The organism is Bacillus sp. EKM501B (assembly GCF_011800505.1).
Taxonomy (GTDB): domain Bacteria; phylum Bacillota; class Bacilli; order Bacillales; family Bacillaceae_G; genus Bacillus_A; species Bacillus_A cereus.
This window is the reverse complement of sequence record NZ_JAALFZ010000004.1, coordinates 178,772-197,323: the sequence shown is the minus strand read 5'-3', so window position 1 is coordinate 197,323 and position 18,552 is coordinate 178,772. Positions and strand designations below refer to the sequence as shown.

Genomic DNA, 18,552 nt, shown 5'->3' with positions numbered 1-18,552 from the left:
GTTATTTTTAAACGATTTGTAGGAATTAATACAACTCGAACATCTAGTTCGTTATATGTTCGAATATATAATAAACATTATATGAATTACGAATGTATTTCAGGTAATTTTATAAATAAACTCAAAGATATCTTCTCCTCCTACTGTCACAAAAGAAATAATCTATTGCTTATTTCTTTTATTAAATTGTAATATAATTACAGTATGTGAAATTATATTACATTAACTTTAAAAACGAAGTGAGAATAATCTTCATTTCGCTTTTTTTATTTGCAATCCTTGTTAAATTTGCTCAATGCAGTATTTATTTCCACATTCTTCGCTTTTATTTAATCGGTTTCTCTGTTTTTAAGACAAATGAACTTAATGCAGGAACTTTAATTTTATTGTCATGGACAACATAAAGTGGTGTACTTCCCGCCTGCTTCCCATCTACTAGTACTTTCCAAGGACCTTTCGATGGAAGTGTTATTTCAACAGCTTCTCTATTTGCATTGTGAGCCACTGTAAAGTATTCATTTTTATTCCCCTCTATTGTATAAGCTACAGTATTTTTCGGAGCATCAATAAATGATACGTGTGTTTTTATTTGCTCTGCAGATGTCATTCGAAAAGCTGAGTACTTTTTGCGTAATTCTATTAAACCCTTCATATAATCTACTTCATTATTAAACGTTGCACGGCGCAGCCAATCCATCTGGTTAATTGAATCTGGAGATTTGTAACTATTATGATCACCGTATTTCGTCCGCATAAACTCTTGCCCTGCATGTAAAAATGGAATCCCTTGTGATGTTAATAAAATTGAAGAAGACAATTTGTGCATTTGTTTTCGCATTTCTTCACTGTCACCTGGATTAGTTAACTCAAGTTTATCCCATAATGTATGATTGTCATGTGCTTCCACATAAGTTAATACCTGTTCAGGATCTTGATAGGTAGACGAATTTGTATCATAGTCAATACCTGCTGTAATGCCTTTTTTAATACGATCTTCCATGTTTTGCTTTCCATTTACAAAACCATTTTCCTTTTCCTCAAATACACTACCTTTCAACCCATCACGTATATTATCGTTAAAATGAGCAATCCCTTTCATTTTCTCTGCATTTTTTTGATTTGCTTTCAACTCAGCTGCAAGAGGTGTATTTAAATCCCATCCTTCTCCGTGTAGTATAATAGAAGGGTCAATTTGATTAACAGCTTTACGTATTTCATTCATCGTTTCATAATCATGAATACCCATTAAATCAAAACGGAATCCATCTAAATTGTATTCTTTTGCCCAATATGTTACGGAATCTATCATAAATTTCCTCACCATTTTTCTTTCTGAAGCAGTATCATTTCCTACTCCAGTTCCATTTGCAAATGTTCCATCTTCATTGTAACGATAATAATAACCTGGAACTAACTTATGAAAATTAGATTCAGCAGCATTATACATATGGTTATATACTACATCCATCACTACTCGAAGATTATTATCATGTAGTGTTTGAACCATTTGCTTTAATTCAGTTATTCGAACAGTTGGCTCATAAGGATTTGTAGAATAGGAGCCTTCTGGAACGTTGAAATTTTTAGGATCATATCCCCAGTTATATTGCGGTTCATTTAAAGTCTCTTCATTTACTGAAGCATAATCAAATATCGGTAAAAACTGAACGTGAGTAACACCAAGCTCCTTTATATGATCAAGTCCTGTTTTTACACCTCCTGGCCCTTTTGTTCCTTTTTCTGTTACACCTAAATACTTCCCTTTCTGTTTAATACCACTTTCAGGTTGAATGGAAAGATCGCGTACATGTAACTCATAAATAATAGCATCTTCCGGATTTTTAAATTTTGGCTTTTTGTTTGCTTTCCATTTTTTCGGATTTGTTTCTTCTAAATTAACGACTGCACCTTTATCGCCATTTACAGAAGCAGCACGCACATATGGATCAACCGCTTCAGCCCACTTATCACCAATTTTGACCTTATACGTATAAAAGAGCCCTTTTTGGTTCCCCTTTAGTTCTGCTGTCCAAGTTCCCTTTTCACCTTGTTGCATGTTTATTTCAGCACCTATTTTATCGTTCCAGTTTTTATATGTAACTAACTTCGCTTCGCTTGCAGTAGGAGCCCATAAACGGAACTTTGTATGTTGCGGAGTATATGTATTTCCTAAATCGTTGCCACCATAATAAAATAAATTATCAAATTCTTCGCTACGAATGACTTTACCAATTTCAGTATTCGTATCAGCTAAGTTTTCAATTTTAACTTTGTATGTTTGTTTTAAATCAATTTTCTGTTCCGTAATTATTTTAACCTTATTAGTAATATCTCCACTGTTTGTATCATAAGGAGTAATATTTTTAATTTTAATGCCTTCAATTTCAATTTTCTTTTCCTTAATATGAAACGGGACATTAGTCGTTACAGTAATTTCATTGAAACTATCAATAGTTGCTTTTTGAATTGAGAGATCCGATGAAGGCTTAGAGTTATATACTTTTTCATCACCCGAAAGAATCCATACTTCAGCACGACCGTCCTTTATATTTTCAATCCAACGATCCCCACCATCTTTTTCCCATTCATTTGTTCGAACTATAAATCCTACACGATTATAGTCACCGTCTATTTTTATCTTCGCGTATTTTCCAAATTCATCTTCACCAGTAAATTCATAAGATGTACCATTTGCATTTTCTCCCCATAACCAAAGATTCCAGTCTTTTGTATTTCCAAGCTTTTCTTTGTAATGAATGATAATTTCAGTTGTTTTCGAATTTGAAACTGCCTTCACACTCTGAAAAGAGAAAACAGATGATAACATAATGATTAAAGTAAGTAATAAAACTGTTTTGTTAATTAATCTTTTTGTAATTTGCACCACATACACCCTTTCTTCAAATATTACTAACGATTTATTATGCTTTTACTGAATAAAACTGCTTAAATTTATCTAGAAATCTCTTTAACTTCACCTCCATATTGGCTATTTTCACGTATGTATTTCAATGACCTTTTAATACGAAAGCGTTTGCATTAACGCTTAAAAAAATAGATTTGTTTATGCCTTCATATATTTGTAAATACTAAAAGATCAGGGAAATCATTTTAAAGCAATCGTTTGTTATCGCTTTCATTTTATAGACTTTCTACTAAGAGGTCAATATATTATTAATTTTCTGTTTTTATACACTTTAAACCTTATTGATTTGTCACTACTTCTTAAAGAGAAAGCGCCTCATTATTGCTTAGTCAGTTTATTTTCAATAATACATTGCTACGTAAAAAAACAGCTAATATCCTTAAAATGACATTAGCTGTTTTTCATAATGTATTAATATATGAATGAGAACTATATTTCTAAATTACTTAATTTTTGCTGCATCAAATGCTTTTTGAACTGCTTGAACTTCAGCTGTATTCGCACCATATTTATTAGTTGCCACTCGAATACATGCTGATCTCAATTCTTTGAAATTAGAAGTCATGTTTAACTCATCTGTATTTGCATAATAGAAAATATCAAACATTTTATCTTCACCAATTCCTTTAACAGTTACTCCGTTATGAGTTCCGCCTTTCGCAATGAGATACGCAACTTTATTAATAATACTTGAATTAAAATGAACACCGCCTTGATCCCATCCATTAAAATCGTTAAATTCACTGTAATCATCTGGATAAGGTACTCCAAGTGAAGATGGAACAGAAGCTGGGTTTTCCATATCACGGAAAACAGATCCCGTTTGTTCTCCCATTGTCCAGTTGAATTTTCCATTATTTACGTATTTCTCAATAGATGTTCCCATAATATCAGATAATGCCTCATTAATCGCACCGGATTCTCCGTAATATTCAAGATTAGATTCGCTAGAAGTAACAGCGTGTGTAAATTCATGTCCAGCTACGTCATATGCTTTAACAATAGGATCGCCATATACAAGCATACTTCCATTATTAGCACTTAATGCATTCTGCCAATTTTTCGGATCATTCGTCTCTTCAGAATCCCAAGCGTGTACAACTGAAACTACCTTTTGTCCCTTATTATCAAAGCTATTACGCTTGTATTTATCTTTATAAAAATCAAATACTTTTGTTGCTAAGTAATGAGCACTTACTGCTTTCGGATCGTTAAATGTTGCCGAAGTACTAGTCGCTAATGTACCAGGATAATAGCTTTCTTCTTTAGTAATATCTCTGTAATTCACATCATATGTTTCAATTCCTTGCCCTCTTGTATAATCAGCAAGAGCATATTTGCCATTACTTTGTTTAGAGATACCAAATGAACGAGAAATACCTAAATCATCTTTTCCTGTTCCAGTTAATGATGTAAGACTGCTTTGTTTACTTTTCTTTAAAGCTCCAACTAGTTTGTCACTGGCTTTTAAGTTAGATTCTTGTACCATATTTTTTAACATATCACCATTTTGTGCATTTACTAAATAAGTACCAGAAACATAGTTTGGTGTTGCAGCTTCAAAGGTAACTTGGTATGCATTTTTAGCTTGTCCATTATTTTCATCAACAAAAATAACCTCTTTAACTTCTGGCTCAGAAATAAACTTGAGATCGTTCCCGTACTTCGTATAAATAAATTGTTTTGCTTCATCTTTTGATAGATTAATAGGTTTTTTCAATTCTTCTTGTTTTAAATTTTGCGCGCTATCACCTGAAACACTTTTAATAACACCATTATTATCTACGTGTGCAGTTAATTGATGGCCATATACTTCTTTTCCTTCGTATGTTTGTTGCATACGCACAAGTGTAGTTCCATCATACGAACCACGTTTTTGAAGAACTTTATAATCTACTCCTGCTTCTCCATTGACTTGTTTTTGGGACAGAGCTTGTTCTGTTTTCTCCTTAAGTGCATCCTTTACTACATTTTCTGGTGCCTTTTGTGACGGTTGTGTAAGTTCACCCGAACGGAACGATTCCTCTTGAATTTGAACTTGTAGTTGATCTGTTTCCTCTGCATGACCTACGCCATATGGTGCCACAGCTGTTAAAGCTAATCCTGTTGTTAATGCTACCTTAGTTAATGTCTTTTTGTTTTTCATTATTTCACCTCGTATAATTTTTGAAATAGAAAGCTTGTACAAAGTATACTGTCTATTTCTGTCGGAAAAAAGAGAAAATACGAAATTTATGTAACATTATGCAAAATTACATAAATTGTGGTCAATATTATAAATAATGAACGGAACACATATGTACATTAATTCGAATAAAAGAGAATCCTTATAGACGCTCATCCAATTGGTTAGTTATTAATTATCTATATTCATTCTAATAAAAGTATACTTACATCTAAATAACAACATAAAAACCCACTCTTTACTATTGTAAGAGTGGGTTTAATGCTATTAAAATAACAATTACTATAAGAAACCTTATAATTTATATTTTTTTAGTAATCCTATTAAGTTTTTTATAAAATTCACCTTTTGTCTTTGTATGATTAAACTCATTTGGATTAATATTTGCTTTTTGTGAGAGTGCTACAATTTCTTCTTTTGAAATTGAGTCTTTCGTATTTATAGATGCTATATTTGTGTATTTTCCGTCTTCTGTTTTTGGAATTTCTAAAATCCCTTTATTCACGAGATCAACTACAGCCTTATGCTCTGAAGAATGTAAATCTACACCAGTAATTTTCCAATTACGCATAACTTTTGGAGTGTATACACCATTCTTTACCTCTTTTAAATATGTAATAGCAAGGTTACGAATGGTTCCGCCTGTTTCTCCAAATGCATTCTCTTGTTTAGATGACCAAATTTGTTCAAACTTACGCCCCTCTAAAGCTCCCCCTTTTGCCTGAAGAGCCTCCATTCTATATGCATTCATTCCTAGCGTCATAACATCGCTCATTTTGATTGGTTTGTTTGTACGAATAGAGCGTAAATTTGTAATTCTGCTTCCATATGGTTTTGTTAAGTCAATTTCGTATTTTACGCCTCCAAAGAAATCGTTCGTACTGTATTTAGATGCACGGCGGGTTTTATCAAAGCTAACGGTTACATCTCCGGCACGAGATGAGTTAAAATATCCTGCTGCCCATTCCATATAGTCTTTTAAATCTTTTCCAGAAATCTTATATACTGTAATTTCTCCCAAGGCATATTGGTAATTGTACGCAATATCTTTTTTCTTAATAGGACCTGTATCTAAACGGGCATAATCATTATCAATTTGATGGGCTACTACATCCGCTTTACTGTAGTAGAGCATGACTTCATGAAAGAAATCTGATAAAGGTGTTTCTTGAATCTGAACACTTGGAATACCCTTTATTTCATTTTCAGGAACAAGATTTCTACCCTTTAATTGAGCGACTACAACATTTGCATCTCCTCTCGCATATTCGTGAAAAGGTGTTAATGCTTCTTCAAGTGTAGGATCAGATAATATCGTTGTTCCATCAGCATTTTTTACAGGTATAGCGGTAGCAGTTTTATTTTTTAAAGTCAACTTCCCATCTTGCTTTGTAAAAGTAAGGTCAATACGTGAAATATGTGTTCCATATTTATCTGGTTCTGTAATAATTACGCCATTTACAACTTCTTTTTTTACAAGTTTATGCATGTGAGCCGCAAAAATAGCGCTTAGTTCCGGACAAGCATTTGCAATATCTTGAACACCAGTACCAGGGATACCATTCTCATTTTCTAATCCCATATGCATAACTCCTACCATTACATCTACTTTACCTTCTAATTCCTTAATTGCCTTTTTCGTCTCTTCTACCGGATTTTTCACCACTAAACCATCTAAGTGATCTGTCCCTTTTTCAAAATCACTAATCATTGGTGTATTCATACCAATAATCCCAACTTTAATTCCACCTTTTTCTACAATTGTATATGCAGGAAGAAAGCGCTCTCCATTTTCCTTATAAATATTTCCTGCTAACGTTTTTCCCTTATATTGCTCACTAACTTTTTTCAATGTATCTAATCCAAAATTGAATTCATGATTTCCAAATGCCCAGGCGTCATATCCCATTGTATTCATCGCTACCATCATTGGCGATTGTGGTTTATCGTTGAATAATTCTACTGAGTTTCCTTGAATTGTATCCCCAGCATCTACTAATATGGTATTTGGATTTTCTTGACGGACCTTCTTTATAACCGTATAAAGCTGCGTCAAACTTCCACTCATATTTGCTCCATCAAGCGCATAATCCCAAGGCATAAATCTACCATGAATATCTGCAGTACCTAACAATGTGATATTAACTTCAGATTCCTCAGCCTTAGAGATAGGTGGTTTGACTATTACTGCTGTTCCAAGCAGTAATAGAATTACAAAGTAACATACATAGTTCTTCCATTTCATTTTTTGCATAATAATAATATTTCTCCCCTTTTTGTACTTTCATAAAGTTGCTTGAACTTTAAAAATGTAACTTATTATTCAGGAAACTTCAACTACAAAAGATAATTTTGAAGGTGGTTCTGTTGCAAAATAAAGAGAATAAATTGCATACATCCCCTAACAGAATTGTATTTTATCGTTTCCTGACAGAATACCCCTTCCTTAAGCGTGTGAAGAGTACTTTCAAAATAAGGACATATCATTCATCATCATAAAATCATTATTTCAATTTACTAAAATTCGCATATAAAATATGTTATGATGATTATTTTTTTGAATTTCATTGTCGAAGTATTTCCTTCTCAATGAAAATACTTCCAAAAAAATAACCCCGCTCTTCATTTAAGACGGGGTTACACTTATACAGAAAATCGGATAGTTTCATATTTTCTTAAGCTTATTGGTTACTTTCAACTAATTTCATTCTATTTTTGTTTTCTTCTGAATCAATATGAATCAACCGTTTTCCCTGTTTATAATACGCATCAATAAATAGGGAATGATTTTTACTTTTCAATTTCACAAAGTAATTTTATCTCTTTTATTTGTGAAATATGACGCTGTTCATGTAAATAAATCAGTTCTATCCACTGATCAAGGGATAATTCTCCAAGAGCTGGATGCATCACTGCTTTTTTCGCTAATATAGACTCATCTTCTATTGTACTCAGGAAACGCATCAATTCTTTTCTTGATTCGTTTAGCATATTGAGCATTTGCTCCACTTCAAATGGTTCTTTACTTGGTTCAATCATTTCTGGAGCTATAAACTTTTTCGTTCTATCTAATAAAATAGTGTGAATTTCTTTACGCTCATTTTGGGTACTATCTAACTTTTTTAATCCTGATGAAATAACTGTTATAACTCTCTCATCTAATAAAACTAAATGATGACAAACTTGTGCAATACTCCATTTATCCTTATCTGGTTTCCTATTAAATTGAGCATCACTCAACAAATTAATTTCCTCAACTAATTGATCTCTCGTTTCATAAAACTTGTCATTTACAAATGTATCCATGTGGATTCTCCTTTCATTGCAACCTACATACTTAAATTCCTACGCTAGAAATATTATCTTCAAAAAAAGTTTTTCTTTCACTACTATTCCAATTTCATTTTAAAGCTACAAATGAAATTATTTGTTTTTTATATCTTTTTAATTGGCACAAATAAATTAACCTTTAACTTTCCATCTAGATCTTCAGCAACATTATTTAAGCAAAACTCTAAATTATCTCTATCATAATCTGCATCATACTCACTATTTGGTAGCCACTCTGCATACATGTATTGATACGCTTCACTTAATTTATGAGGTTCATCATAGAACTGGTATAGACCATATGTACCTCCATCTAATCTTTTAAATTGCACATCATGATACTTTTCTTTATCGAAGTTTTCAGGAATCGTAACACATGCATCATGCCGGCACTTATGACTTGCAACAAGTTCAGGATTATCTAATGATATTCCGATAAATGATTGCTCTGGTGGATAAAGTTTATTTTCAATTGACCAATTCAGTAACTTTCCCCAGTGATCTTGTGGTTCAAAGTAGCTACCAGTTCGTCTTATATATGCTACTTCTAATGGTGGAAATTTTTTTATAAAAACTTTCATTTACATCTTCTCCCCTATAAATATGTACACTGTTTATTTAGCTTTCTTTAAATATTTATTCCTTCTTAAATAAAAAGAATCCTCTAATCACATGAATTTTAATTGAAATACAATTGATTACTATTACTACTACTAAAGTAGTATGTACTTTCATACTTTTATTTGATTTTAAATTCTTTTTAAATCGATATATTAATTGTAAGAAAATAAAAAGGTGGAGGATTTTAATTGATTAAAGGAATATACGAAGCGCATTTACCAGTATAATGTCCTATCAATTTATCATTAAATAAATGTAAAAAATGACCCTATTTATTCATTTTTAATGCGTATGTATGTACATTTGTTAATTTATTCGATATATTATGGGTATTGAATGATTACGTGAAGTGTATAGGTCGCTTATATAACACCTTATATTTTTATATCCGTGAAAACTACAAAGTGTATGAAAATCCATTTGTCAAATGAATTTAGTGCGGAAGGAGGTTTGTGGTTACTTCATAGGGTATAATAATCAGTTTTTTACTGATAAAAATATAGGAGGCGACATAATGTTTCGTACGATTTCAAATTTCATGAGAGTAGCTGAGATAAGAAGGAAAATCCTTTTTACACTAGCGATGTTAATCGTTTTTCGAATTGGCACGTTTATTCCAGTTCCTCATACTAACGCAGAGGTATTAAAAGTACAAGATCAAGCTAACGTTCTAGGTATGTTAAACGTATTTGGCGGAGGAGCATTGCAACACTTCTCAATCTTTGCTGTAGGTATTACACCATATATTACAGCTTCCATCATAGTACAGTTACTACAAATGGATGTTATACCTAAATTTTCGGAATGGGCAAAGCAAGGAGAAATGGGCCGTAAGAAATCAGCTCAATTCACTCGATACTTTACAATCATTCTCGCATTCATACAGGCCATCGGAATGTCTTATGGCTTTAATAATATAGCAGGTGGACAATTAATAACAGATCAAAGCTGGACTACATACTTATTTATTGCGACAGTTTTAACTGCAGGTACTGCATTTTTACTTTGGTTAGGCGAACAAATTACCGCTAACGGAGTTGGTAATGGTATTTCGATGATTATCTTCGCAGGTCTCGTTGCCGCCATTCCAAATGTTGCAAATCAAATTTATTTACAACAATTCCAAAATGCTGGCGATCAGCTATTTATGCACATAATAAAAATTGTTTTAATTGGACTCGTAATTTTAGCGATAGTTGTTGGTGTTATTTACATTCAACAAGCTGTACGTAAAATACCGATCCAATATGCAAAAGCTGTTTCAGGAAACAATCAATATCAAGGAGCAAAAAACACTCATTTACCGCTTAAAGTAAATAGTGCTGGTGTTATACCAGTTATCTTTGCTTCTGCATTTTTAATGACGCCGCGTACAATTGCGCAGCTCTTCCCTGATTCAAGCGTATCAAAATGGTTAGTTGCAAATCTTGATTTCGCACATCCAATTGGAATGACACTTTATGTCGGTCTTATCGTTGCTTTCACATACTTCTACGCATTTATTCAAGTAAATCCTGAACAAATGGCTGAGAATTTGAAAAAGCAAAATGGATATGTTCCTGGTATTCGTCCTGGTAAAGCAACTGAACAATATGTAACTAAAATTCTATACCGTTTAACATTTATCGGTGCAATTTTCTTAGGTGCTATTTCTATATTACCGCTCGTATTCACGAAAATTGCTACGTTACCACCTTCTGCTCAAATTGGTGGTACAAGCTTACTTATCATTGTCGGTGTAGCACTAGAAACTATGAAGACGTTAGAAAGCCAGCTTGTAAAACGTCATTATAAAGGCTTTATTAAAAAAGTGAATTAATTATCAAAAACACAGTTGGTTATTTTTCCAACTGTGTTTTTGATTTTATCAGTCCTGTAATATACAGGGCTATTGCTTTATTAAACTACATCTCCTTCTCTAATAACCGCCCTTTTTTGAAATAAGTCCGTAGTGTTGAACGATTGGCCAAAAATACACCAATCAATATAAGACAAGCCCCCATTCCCATTGTAGGATTTAAAGGTTCTCCTAAAATGATATATCCCACAATTATTGCAATTAATGGTGATACATATAACCACGTCGATGGAAATACTGGATTTGTTTTTGATAAGAGCCAGTAATATAATCCGTGTCCACCAATCGATCCGATAAATATGAGATATAAAATAGGCCATTGCACACTCCATGAAGTTAATACGGTTACATTTGGTTGTTCTACAATAATAGATGCGATTAGTAGTAAAATCCCTCCATAAAACATTTGAATACCGTTAATAAGAAATGGTGATACATTTGATAAATCTGACAGTATTTCTTTCGAACGAATAGAGCCTATTCCGTAAAATAACTCCCCTATAACTAACACAATACAAGCAATACTCCATATGAAACTTACTTGTTGATGCATTCCTGGTAAAGAAACAAATATAACACCTATTAGTGCAATAACTAAAGCAACGAGTTGTTCCTTTTGTAATTTCTCCCTATTCCTCTTTGCTTGTATTAATAAAATCATCATTGGTCCCGTAGCAGAAAGAACAGCAGCTAATCCCGAAGAAATATATTGTTCTGACCAATATAAACTTGCGAATGTCATAAATGTTAAACAAAATCCAGCATACATAATGCGTTTTGAAAATATATGTGGCATAATTTCTTTTCGCTTTAATTTAAAAATAATCATAAGGATTATGCCCGCTAAAAAGAAGCGAATTCCTGCTGAAAACAACGGTGGCGCCCCTGCTTCAATTCCAATTTTTATCGTTAAAAATGTTGTCCCGAAAATAATACATACTAAAATGTAATTAAAAATGACCATTTTGCTTCCTCCTTTTTACTCTTAGAATGAGTATAGAGGCTATGGTGTATAACAGTGTATCGGTACATATAACAGTTACTTCAAGTTGTAGTTGATTCCCTATATATTTTTCGCTTTAATTAAGTTAAAAAGAAAAATAGGTGAACCTATGAAAATTGTATTGCGTAAAGAAACAAACATACCGTATTACAAGCAAATATATATGCAAATTGTTGACAGAATACAAAGTGGTATGCTTTCACATGGTGAATCTCTTCCTTCTTTACGTTGTATGGCCACAGATTTACAAATCAATGTATTAACAGTTCGTAAAGCGTATAAACAGTTAGAAACGAAAGGGTATATACGCATCGAACAAGGAAAAGGTGCTTACATATATAAACGGGTAAAGAAAGATTTCAAACCAATTCCGTATAAATGGCAACAAATGAAAACGATTAATGTTATGCGTTCTCAATATGCAATGAATAAGCACCGTAAATATTATAATTTTTCACAAGCAATTCTGTATCCTCGTCTGTTACCAAATCCATTTTTGGCAGATGAAATGCATAAATTGCTGGATAAAAATCCGATGTTGTTAGCAACTTATGGGCCAGTTCAAGGCGATTATGAATTGCGAGTTGAAATAGCAAATTACTTAAATGAACACCAGAAATTAGTGACAGACCCATCTCAATTATTAATTACAAGCGGCGCACAACAAGGAATTGATTTAATTGCTCAAACATTATTAAAACCTGGAGATATTGTATTAGTAGAAAGTCCATGTTACAGTGCTGCGCTTGATATTTTCATCAATAAAGGTGTTCAAATCATTCCCGTTTCTCTTGATAATCATGGAGTTCGCTCCGACTTAATTGATGATATTTGTCAAAGTAAAAATCCCGTTTTATTGTATACGAATCCCACCTTCCAGAATCCGACAGGTACAGTAATGAGTAAAGAACGAAGAATGGAACTTATAGAACTATCGGAGTTATATCAATTTTTTATTATTGAAGATGATTCTTTCGGAGAAATATATTTTGGGGATGCTATAATCCCGCCCCCAATCAAAAGTTTTGATAAGGATGGCCACGTAATATATATAAAAGGATTTAGTAAAACGTTAGCACCAGGACTGCGTATCGCGGCACTTATTGCCGATGGTCCTATTTTTGAATGGCTATATGCAGTAAAAGGTTCAATGGATATCGGTAGTCCTTTATTAACACAGAAGGCACTTCTACCGTTTTTACGTGCAGAACGTATGAAAAACCATTTAGAAAAATTACGTACAGCTTTACAAATGAGACGTGATTTAACAATTGATATATTATCGCCATTAAAAGAACTACACTTTGAAATACCAAATGGAGGTTTTAATTTATGGGTGACACTACCTGATTCGATAGATCCCTTTACCTTATTACAAAAAGCAAATGAAGTAGATGTCTCTTTTTTACCAGGAACAGCTTGTCTATTAAATTACGAAACAAATGATAACCAATTAAGAATTAGCTATTCAATGTTAAACGAGAAAGATATGGAAATTGGATTAGAAAAATTACACGATACAATACGAAACAGTATTTGTTAGAAGTAATATCACAATAGCTAACAATAAATAATACTCGAAAATGAAAATGTATAGTATGGGATATTATTTATTGTTGAGCTTTTTCGTTATTCTGAACAACCGGTTTTAAAACTTGTCTTTCTTTTAATTCTTCAACAATACCATATTGATCAATAACAATTGCTTTCATTTACTCTCCTCCTTGCTGTTTATTTTAATAACATACAATTATTTCTCAAAATTTTTTGCCTTGAATTAACATATAATTATTTTTGGGGGTAATTATGCAAGAAGCATTATAAAGTGAAACTTTAATCAACCCTCGCCAATCGGGCTTTTCCGGGCAGTTGGTCCCCTCCCAACTTCTTTACTTTCCCTGAATTTTAAGATGGGACTCTTACTGCCCAGCAAATAGCGGGATGAATTCCACCACGAATCTTACACACATCTTAGAATCATCCAAAATTGTTTTATTAATTAATTCAAAAGAAATGAGGCTAACTATATGAGTGAAAAGATATTTAAAATAAACGGAATTGATATATGTACAGAAAGCTTTGGGAACCCTAAGAACCCTGCTATTTTATTAATTATGGGCGCTACATGTTCCATGGTTTATTGGGATGAAGAGTTTTGTGAGCTGTTGGCTAGTACGGGGAAGTTTGTTATTCGCTTTGATAACCGTGATGTTGGGCGCTCTGTTGCCTATGAACCTAGAACTTCCAATTACACAGTAACAGATATGGCTGAAGATGCAATTGGAGTACTAGATGCTTATCATATTGATAAAGCTCACCTATTTGGCATGTCATTAGGTGGTATGATTGCTCAAATTGCCGCTGTAAAACATCCCGAAAGAATTTTGACGCTAACTTTACTAGCGACTAGTGTAATAGGATCTGATGACAATACTCGCGATTTACCTCCAATGGATGAAAGGATTTTAACACATCATGTAAATGGCACAAGTATAGATTGGGCAAATAAAAATGATGTGGCAGAGTATTTAGTTTCAGGATCTCGTCTATTATGTGGATCAGAACGAATATTTGATGAAAATAGAGTTTATAAACAAGTAAAACAAGAAATAGAACGCGCAAACAATTTAATAAGTATGTTTAATCACGCTTTACTTCAAGGTGATGATGCATATGAAGGTGTACTTCAATCCATACAAGCACCTACATTAGTTATTCACGGAACAGACGATACAGCACTACCATTTGAACATGGCCTCGCACTAATTGATGAAATTCCAAACTCAGTACTATTAACCCTTAAAGGGGCAGGCCATGAAAACCATCCAGATGACTGGGAAAGCATAATTAATGCTGTTTCTAAACATACATCTAAAATTTAGATAAATAACTAATGGAAGGGTCACAAATTGTATTGTGCCCCTTCCATTTACAAACAAAACCCCATCACTGTATTCGTATGTATAGTGATGGGGACTTCTTATATTTTTCTATGTTTAAAAAAATGGACAATCTAATTGATCAACAGATTCCCATAATTTTTTTTTTGCATTTTCAGTGGATGTATTTGTGTCTAGTGTCATGTTTTTAAAAGGGTTTACTTCGACTTTTAATAAGGATGAAGGCTCCACATATAATGAGAAAACATGGCTGCTTGGTAAAGCTTTAGAAACGTCAATATCTCCTACTTGTTTAAATAGTTGCTGCGCAGCAAAGAAGAAGAAATTAGTTGGATTTGATTGTTTATTCAGCCACGCAAGCATTTCAGGTGATACCGATTTATGAATATTGATTTTTACTCGATCACCACGTTTATATCGCCTAGATCGCATACTTCCACCAACTAACTTATCGTTAAGTTTGTAAATCCTAACTCTTTTTGCTTATGCTCTCTATATTTTGGCGAACAAGTATAGACTAATAATCCTCGTGCATTTGTAAATAACGGATTATCTACAAAGATTACATTTTTGAGTCGTCCTTTTTGCTTTAAAATCATTTTTAAACTGTTTTTAATAATTACTGCACCCCCGCCATAAATAAACACGTATGGATCGTCTTTCATATCATCAATTTTATTTATAATATCTGTTGCAACACGCGCTGCTAAACCTAATAGCGCTGGCTGTGATTCCTCAACTAATAATGTATTTCTCGGATGCTTATCATTTAAATAAATTTGATTGAATTCTGTAATGCTATCAATCGTTTTAGTTGGATACTTCCGGTTCCATCTCGTAATGATTTGTAGTAACGTCTCTTTTACACCATAAGATAAACCTTTACTTAGTTGCGGACGGAAATTCACCCCTAATGAAACGACTTCTTCTGTCGTCCCTGCGCCAATATCAAAAGAGAGTAGAGTTTTATCTACAAAATCAATTTCAGAAACTTGATTTTGCTCACATTCTATTTTATGTTTCACAACATTTCCTTCTTCATCGTATACAATGCCCCACGTCCCAGAAGCACCCTCAGGTAGGCATTTACAATACTCAATTGAAACATTAATTGTCACATCGCGTCCGTTCGGATAATGGAAAATAACCTTATGATTTCCCATATAACGTTTTGCATTTTCAGCAGCTATTTCTTGTGTAATAAGCTGCATAGGAAGAGCGACAGATAAATCATAACGAATATTAATATGGCTAGAAGTTGGACTTTGACGCATAGCGCTTACCGCCAAACCTGATAGTATTGTAATAACCATTAACTCATCCGTTGACTTATTTGATTTCTTCTCTACCTCAGTACCTTTTAATTGATCTTGAATGACTTTTTCTCCAACGATGTATCGTACATTATTTAGCATTAACGATGGCGAACTTATAGTCACATCAATGTGGTTTTCTAATTCAGATAATGAAACATCTACCTCATCTAAGAGTCCTGTAGGCTCACCTATATATAAAGAATAAATACTCGGAATAAAAATAGGGTCTTGCCCTTTCACCATTAACTTCAAACCGTTGTTTCCTGCATCTGCACCAGCTTTTAAAAGTATAGACATAACTACCCCCTAAATTAATCTGACATCCCTTCCAAATATATGCGAGCCCATTCTTTTACATTCAAATGTATTGTAATTTTTTATTTATCATAGAACTAAAATATTACATACTTACATATTTCGTGTAAAAAGTATTTGACATGATACTTTTCCAATTTTATACTTATATTTGTAAAGAGTTTTTTACAATCGAGGGGGCAATTATTTATTGAATACTAAAAAAACTATTTTTATAATCATTGTTTTAGCATTAATTGCAATACTAGTACATGGCACATATAAATACATAACTGAAGGTTCTATTTTGGGCGGTACGATTTTTGCTATTTCGTTAATACTTAGTAATTTAATTAATTACATTACTTGGGGAGATCCCCACGGTGTATCAGAAGAAAGTCAAGATGAAATGGGACAACAAATTACATATAAAAGCTTTAAAATTGCATATTTTGTGCTTGTAATTGTAATGTTCCTTATATTAATCTTCTCTGAAGGATTTTCTATGGGGGCTAATTTAGATGGAGTAAAAAACCTCCCTCTGTTCATCGCAATTTGCTCTTCCTTCTTTATTTATCCTATTGTCGAACTCGTAGTTGCAAAACAATATAAATAAAAAGATGAGGTTTTCTACATGTAGAAAACCTCATCTTTTTATATTTACATACCCTCTACAATTGCTTTTAATTTGTTCACAGTCCGCCAATTCCTAACTGTAGCTGGTGTATGTAACTTCTGAAACTGGTTCATTAATTTAGAATTTCGAATGCTATTTTTGAAAAACAAATAAACGACTTTCTCATCTATATAGCAATCTTCAAGTTCACTTTTAAATATAAGCAATTGACTACTCTCTTCTTCAGAAAGTACATTCGCTAAAAAAGCAACATGAACACTTTCTCCTTCTAACAATGAATGAACTTCATACGGACATTGCTTAATAATATTTATAAATTCATCATGTGTTCTTAGCATGACTGGAACATCGAAATCAAATTCATTTTTTATTTCCGTTTGTATTCGGTCTTTTAGAAAGTTTATATCTTCCTCAGATTCGAACACGATATTACCACTTTGTATATACGTTTTCACTTGTTTTAACCCTATTGATTCAAACACTCGTTTTAACTCAGCCATTTTGATTACTTTATGTCCACCGACATTGATTCCTCTTAGTAATGCAATATAAAGTGTCATACTATTCCCCCCACAATAAAATGAACTTATCAATTGAATCGATTTCCCCACTCATATTTCTCGGATATTTGTTTTAATTCTTCTAACATATCATGAATAGATAATACCTCAAATAAAATAATATACTCACTTGAAAAATGGTGATGATAATGATTTGGTTTATAATCTTTTAAATCATTTTTATAACTCCAAGTTGAGATATTAAAAAATTCACAAACTAACACTGTAAGAAAAACTGCAATCCCAGTTTTAATCACTCTTCCCCCAACGAGATTCCATTTTCTATCTTGATTCATTTTTTATATCCTTCATTTCTATTTCATTTTATATACATATATTGTATATTATTAAAATAAAAAAACCTACTACATGAATATTCAAGAGTAAGTTTTCTATCTCATTATTTCATTATAGACAAATGCATTATTATTTGTTGGCCTATTGGTCCCATTCTTCTAAAACCTTTATCTTGGAAGCCGACTTTTGCATATAAATTTTGTGCAGGAATATTTCTTTCATTCACAGCAAGTACAACTTCATTTTTTATTGGAAAATAACGTTTTACAAACTCTTCTAATAATAACAATGACTTTTTAGCGAATCCTTTTCTTTGTCTATTGTGATTAATAGAAAATGATGTTAAAAGTAAAGCATCCTCATTATCTGTGAACTCCTTTACTCTATCTCCCGTTTCCAATGCGAAAAGACCCACCGGTACCCCATTGTAATCTAAAATAACAATCACATTTTTTGTACGATCACTTTTTGCTTTCTCCAGTAATGCGCTTGGATCTGATGTAAACTGAACTTGTTCACTTGGTAAAGTAAATGTTTGTATAACTTCTTTATATTTCTCCTTATACGGAACTAATTGAATTTCCCCTGTGTGTATGTTCATGCTAAACTCTCCCATTTTTTAGCT

At 32.7% G+C, this 18,552-nt stretch carries 14 protein-coding genes and 1 pseudogene; 4 read left to right on the top strand and 11 right to left on the bottom strand.

Annotated elements, in window-relative coordinates; all coding sequences use genetic code 11:
• Window positions 1–325: 325 nt before the first annotated feature.
• The 5 genes from pulA to HFD78_RS11965 form a co-directional block, all read right to left on the bottom strand.
• On the bottom strand, window positions 326–2,884 hold the full coding sequence (gene pulA / locus HFD78_RS11985; RefSeq protein ID WP_097995317.1) for a type I pullulanase: 2,559 nt from the start codon (window positions 2,882–2,884) through the stop codon (window positions 326–328).
• A gap of 484 nt (window positions 2,885–3,368) precedes the next feature.
• Window positions 3,369–5,072 carry a M4 family metallopeptidase gene (locus tag HFD78_RS11980; RefSeq protein ID WP_000791453.1) on the bottom strand — a complete coding sequence of 568 codons (1,704 nt, stop codon included), beginning with the start codon at window positions 5,070–5,072 and terminating at the stop codon, window positions 3,369–3,371.
• A gap of 340 nt (window positions 5,073–5,412) precedes the next feature.
• Window positions 5,413–7,365 (bottom strand): bifunctional metallophosphatase/5'-nucleotidase, encoded by a 1,953-nt coding sequence (locus tag HFD78_RS11975; protein WP_001171075.1) that lies wholly within the window; start codon window positions 7,363–7,365, stop codon window positions 5,413–5,415.
• Window positions 7,366–7,901: 536 nt separating this feature from the next.
• On the bottom strand, window positions 7,902–8,417 hold the full coding sequence (locus tag HFD78_RS11970; protein WP_097813679.1) for a DinB family protein: 516 nt from the start codon (window positions 8,415–8,417) through the stop codon (window positions 7,902–7,904).
• A gap of 128 nt (window positions 8,418–8,545) precedes the next feature.
• Window positions 8,546–9,022, bottom strand: coding sequence for an AraC family transcriptional regulator (locus HFD78_RS11965; protein WP_000862354.1), 477 nt, complete (start codon window positions 9,020–9,022; stop codon window positions 8,546–8,548).
• 554 nt (window positions 9,023–9,576) lie between these two features.
• Here HFD78_RS11965 and secY point away from each other — a divergent pair.
• The gene (gene secY / locus HFD78_RS11960; RefSeq protein WP_000490135.1) at window positions 9,577–10,881 is read left to right on the top strand and encodes a preprotein translocase subunit SecY; all 1,305 of its coding nucleotides are present in this window, start codon (window positions 9,577–9,579) and stop codon (window positions 10,879–10,881) included.
• A gap of 85 nt (window positions 10,882–10,966) precedes the next feature.
• Here the strand turns inward: secY and HFD78_RS11955 are convergent, their stop codons facing one another.
• Window positions 10,967–11,884: a DMT family transporter gene (locus tag HFD78_RS11955; RefSeq protein ID WP_000234337.1), complete on the bottom strand. Its 918-nt coding sequence runs from the start codon at window positions 11,882–11,884 to the stop codon at window positions 10,967–10,969.
• A gap of 148 nt (window positions 11,885–12,032) precedes the next feature.
• Between HFD78_RS11955 and pdxR the strand changes: the two genes are divergently transcribed.
• A complete protein-coding gene (gene pdxR / locus HFD78_RS11950; RefSeq protein WP_191968076.1) occupies window positions 12,033–13,466 on the top strand; it encodes a MocR-like pyridoxine biosynthesis transcription factor PdxR in 1,434 nt (477 codons plus the stop codon).
• Between the two features lie 484 nt (window positions 13,467–13,950).
• The gene (gene mleBCA, locus HFD78_RS11945) at window positions 13,951–14,805 is read left to right on the top strand and encodes a BCA family alpha/beta fold macrolide esterase (protein WP_097813680.1); all 855 of its coding nucleotides are present in this window, start codon (window positions 13,951–13,953) and stop codon (window positions 14,803–14,805) included.
• A 114-nt stretch (window positions 14,806–14,919) separates the two neighbouring features.
• Here mleBCA and HFD78_RS11940 read toward each other — a convergent pair whose 3' ends face one another.
• Both HFD78_RS11940 and HFD78_RS11935 read right to left on the bottom strand, forming a co-directional pair.
• Window positions 14,920–15,255, bottom strand: a complete 336-nt coding sequence (locus tag HFD78_RS11940) for a hypothetical protein (protein ID WP_001257760.1) — start codon at window positions 15,253–15,255, stop codon at window positions 14,920–14,922.
• Window positions 15,256–15,266: 11 nt separating this feature from the next.
• Complete coding sequence (locus HFD78_RS11935; RefSeq protein ID WP_000025622.1) at window positions 15,267–16,436, bottom strand: ParM/StbA family protein; 1,170 nt, start codon at window positions 16,434–16,436, stop codon at window positions 15,267–15,269.
• A gap of 208 nt (window positions 16,437–16,644) precedes the next feature.
• Here HFD78_RS11935 and HFD78_RS11930 point away from each other — a divergent pair, with 208 nt between their 5' ends.
• Window positions 16,645–17,049 (top strand): hypothetical protein, encoded by a 405-nt coding sequence (locus HFD78_RS11930; RefSeq protein WP_001093143.1) that lies wholly within the window; start codon window positions 16,645–16,647, stop codon window positions 17,047–17,049.
• 44 nt (window positions 17,050–17,093) lie between these two features.
• On the opposite strand, the gene HFD78_RS11925 is transcribed toward HFD78_RS11930, so the two are convergent.
• The 3 genes and pseudogenes from HFD78_RS11925 to HFD78_RS11915 form a co-directional block, all read right to left on the bottom strand.
• The gene (locus HFD78_RS11925; RefSeq protein WP_000177395.1) at window positions 17,094–17,630 is read right to left on the bottom strand and encodes a DUF1697 domain-containing protein; all 537 of its coding nucleotides are present in this window, start codon (window positions 17,628–17,630) and stop codon (window positions 17,094–17,096) included.
• A gap of 224 nt (window positions 17,631–17,854) precedes the next feature.
• A pseudogene (locus tag HFD78_RS30070) lies at window positions 17,855–17,926 on the bottom strand (hypothetical protein); the annotation flags it as partial.
• A gap of 104 nt (window positions 17,927–18,030) precedes the next feature.
• Entirely contained in the window at window positions 18,031–18,543 is a 513-nt protein-coding gene (locus HFD78_RS11915) for a GNAT family N-acetyltransferase (RefSeq protein ID WP_002061531.1), read from the bottom strand.
• Window positions 18,544–18,552: the final 9 nt, after the last annotated feature.

Coding starts and splice junctions, on each gene's coding strand:
- HFD78_RS11980 (WP_000791453.1), bottom strand. CDS start 5,072: ATGAAAAACAAAAAGACATTAACTAAGGTAGCATTAACAACAGGATTA.
- HFD78_RS11975 (WP_001171075.1), bottom strand. CDS start 7,365: ATGCAAAAAATGAAATGGAAGAACTATGTATGTTACTTTGTAATTCTA.
- HFD78_RS11970 (WP_097813679.1), bottom strand. CDS start 8,417: ATGGATACATTTGTAAATGACAAGTTTTATGAAACGAGAGATCAATTA.
- HFD78_RS11965 (WP_000862354.1), bottom strand. CDS start 9,022: ATGAAAGTTTTTATAAAAAAATTTCCACCATTAGAAGTAGCATATATA.
- secY (WP_000490135.1), top strand. CDS start 9,577: ATGTTTCGTACGATTTCAAATTTCATGAGAGTAGCTGAGATAAGAAGG.
- HFD78_RS11955 (WP_000234337.1), bottom strand. CDS start 11,884: ATGGTCATTTTTAATTACATTTTAGTATGTATTATTTTCGGGACAACA.
- pdxR (WP_191968076.1), top strand. CDS start 12,033: ATGAAAATTGTATTGCGTAAAGAAACAAACATACCGTATTACAAGCAA.
- mleBCA (WP_097813680.1), top strand. CDS start 13,951: ATGAGTGAAAAGATATTTAAAATAAACGGAATTGATATATGTACAGAA.
- HFD78_RS11940 (WP_001257760.1), bottom strand. CDS start 15,255: ATGCGATCTAGGCGATATAAACGTGGTGATCGAGTAAAAATCAATATT.
- HFD78_RS11935 (WP_000025622.1), bottom strand. CDS start 16,436: ATGTCTATACTTTTAAAAGCTGGTGCAGATGCAGGAAACAACGGTTTG.
- HFD78_RS11925 (WP_000177395.1), bottom strand. CDS start 17,630: ATGACACTTTATATTGCATTACTAAGAGGAATCAATGTCGGTGGACAT.
- HFD78_RS11915 (WP_002061531.1), bottom strand. CDS start 18,543: ATGGGAGAGTTTAGCATGAACATACACACAGGGGAAATTCAATTAGTT.